This window comes from Novosphingobium sp. PhB57 (assembly GCF_004342985.1).
Lineage (GTDB): Bacteria > Pseudomonadota > Alphaproteobacteria > Sphingomonadales > Sphingomonadaceae > Novosphingobium.
The window spans coordinates 1-1,411 of the sequence record NZ_SMBO01000039.1 but is presented as its reverse complement, the minus strand read 5'-3'; the positions used below and the strand labels follow the sequence as shown (position 1 = coordinate 1,411).

The 1,411-nt window shown below is 59.7% G+C and carries 1 protein-coding gene; it reads right to left on the bottom strand.

Annotation, left to right across the window (positions count from 1 at the left end; translation table 11 throughout):
- Positions 1-287 precede the first annotated feature (287 nt).
- Positions 288-1,331: an IS110 family transposase gene (locus EDF58_RS25720; protein WP_132270633.1), complete on the bottom strand. Its 1,044-nt coding sequence runs from the start codon at positions 1,329-1,331 to the stop codon at positions 288-290.
- Between the last annotated feature and the right edge of the window lie 80 nt (positions 1,332-1,411).

Below are 1,411 nucleotides of genomic sequence, written 5' to 3'. Positions count from 1 at the left end.
AAGAGCCATATGTGGACGGCCTCCTCCCTGCAAGATGGGGGCAGAAGTTTGATCGGATCGCATGCGTTCATATGTCCGGCCTATTATTGCGCTCGCACATGAACGCTGGCCAAGATGGTTTCCGCGACGCGCGCTCCAAACAGGTAAGCGACCTAAATGGCCCCTGGCTCTTGCGGAGTGTCACGCGTTTTGGATCGATCGATCTACCATCTGCTATTTCTTGCAAGTTCACGCATCAGGTCAGCACGGTAGCTTTGATTGCCTGCTCACCGTGACTGACTGATCTCCTATGCCGCGCATGCCAGCTCTGGCAGCTCAGCGTTTTTCCTATAACTTTCGCCAGTCACCATCATCTTCCAGGCGATCCGCGCGATCTTGTTGGCCAGCGCCACCGCTACGAGCTTCGGCGGCTTGCGCTTGAGCATGCCAAGCAGCCAGGGCGACGCGTTCTTTCCGCTTCCCGCCCTGACATATCGAAGGAGCGCGGTGGCGCCGGCCACCAGCGTACTCCGAAGTGCCTCGTCACCAGCCCGCGTGATGATGCCTTGCCGCGCTTTTCCAGCAGTTGAATGATCTTTCGGCGTCAGTCCCATCCAGGCTGCAAATTGGCGCCCGGAAACAAACAGCTCTGGCGCAGGCGTTTTCATCATGAGCAGCGATGCGCCGATTGGTCCGACGCCCGGGATCTGCGCCAGGCGACGGCTAGCCTCGTTGGCACGGTGCCACACCAGCACCTTCGCCTCGACCTCTCTGAGTTCCTTTTCCAGCCGCGCATATTCACCGGCGTGTGCTGCGAAGAGTTCCCGCGCCAGCGCGGGAATGGTCGCGTTCGCTGCGATGCGATCGAGGAGCGGTGCGATCTTACACATGCCCTTGGCTGCTGTCAGGCCGAACTCGGCGGCATAGCCGCGGATCGCATTGGCGAGCTGGGTCTTGTTCCGGACCAGCCTGCTACGCATTCCGACCAACATCAGCGCAGCTTGTTGATCTGCGGTTTTCGCCGGCACAAAGCGCATCGTCGGGCGACTCATCGCCTCGCACAGCGCCTCGGCATCGGCGGCATCGTTCTTTCCACGCTTCACGTAGGGCTTTGCCAGTTGCGGCGCGATCAGCTTCACCTCGTGACCGAACGAACCCAGCAGGCGGGCCCAGTGATGGGAGCTGCCGCACGCCTCAATGGCAATCACCGTCGGCGGCAGTTTTTCGAGAAACTCAATCATCTCGGTGCGTCGCATCTTCCTGCGCAGCACCGGATGCTCGGCCGCATTCACGCCGTGCAGCTGAAAAACATGTTTTGACGTGTCGATACCAATGCGAATAATCTCGTCCACGGACGGTCTCCTTCGTTTGAGGTCTAACGACTCACTCTGGCACTTTTTTGATGCCGTATGGAGGCCGTCCACCCCAACAG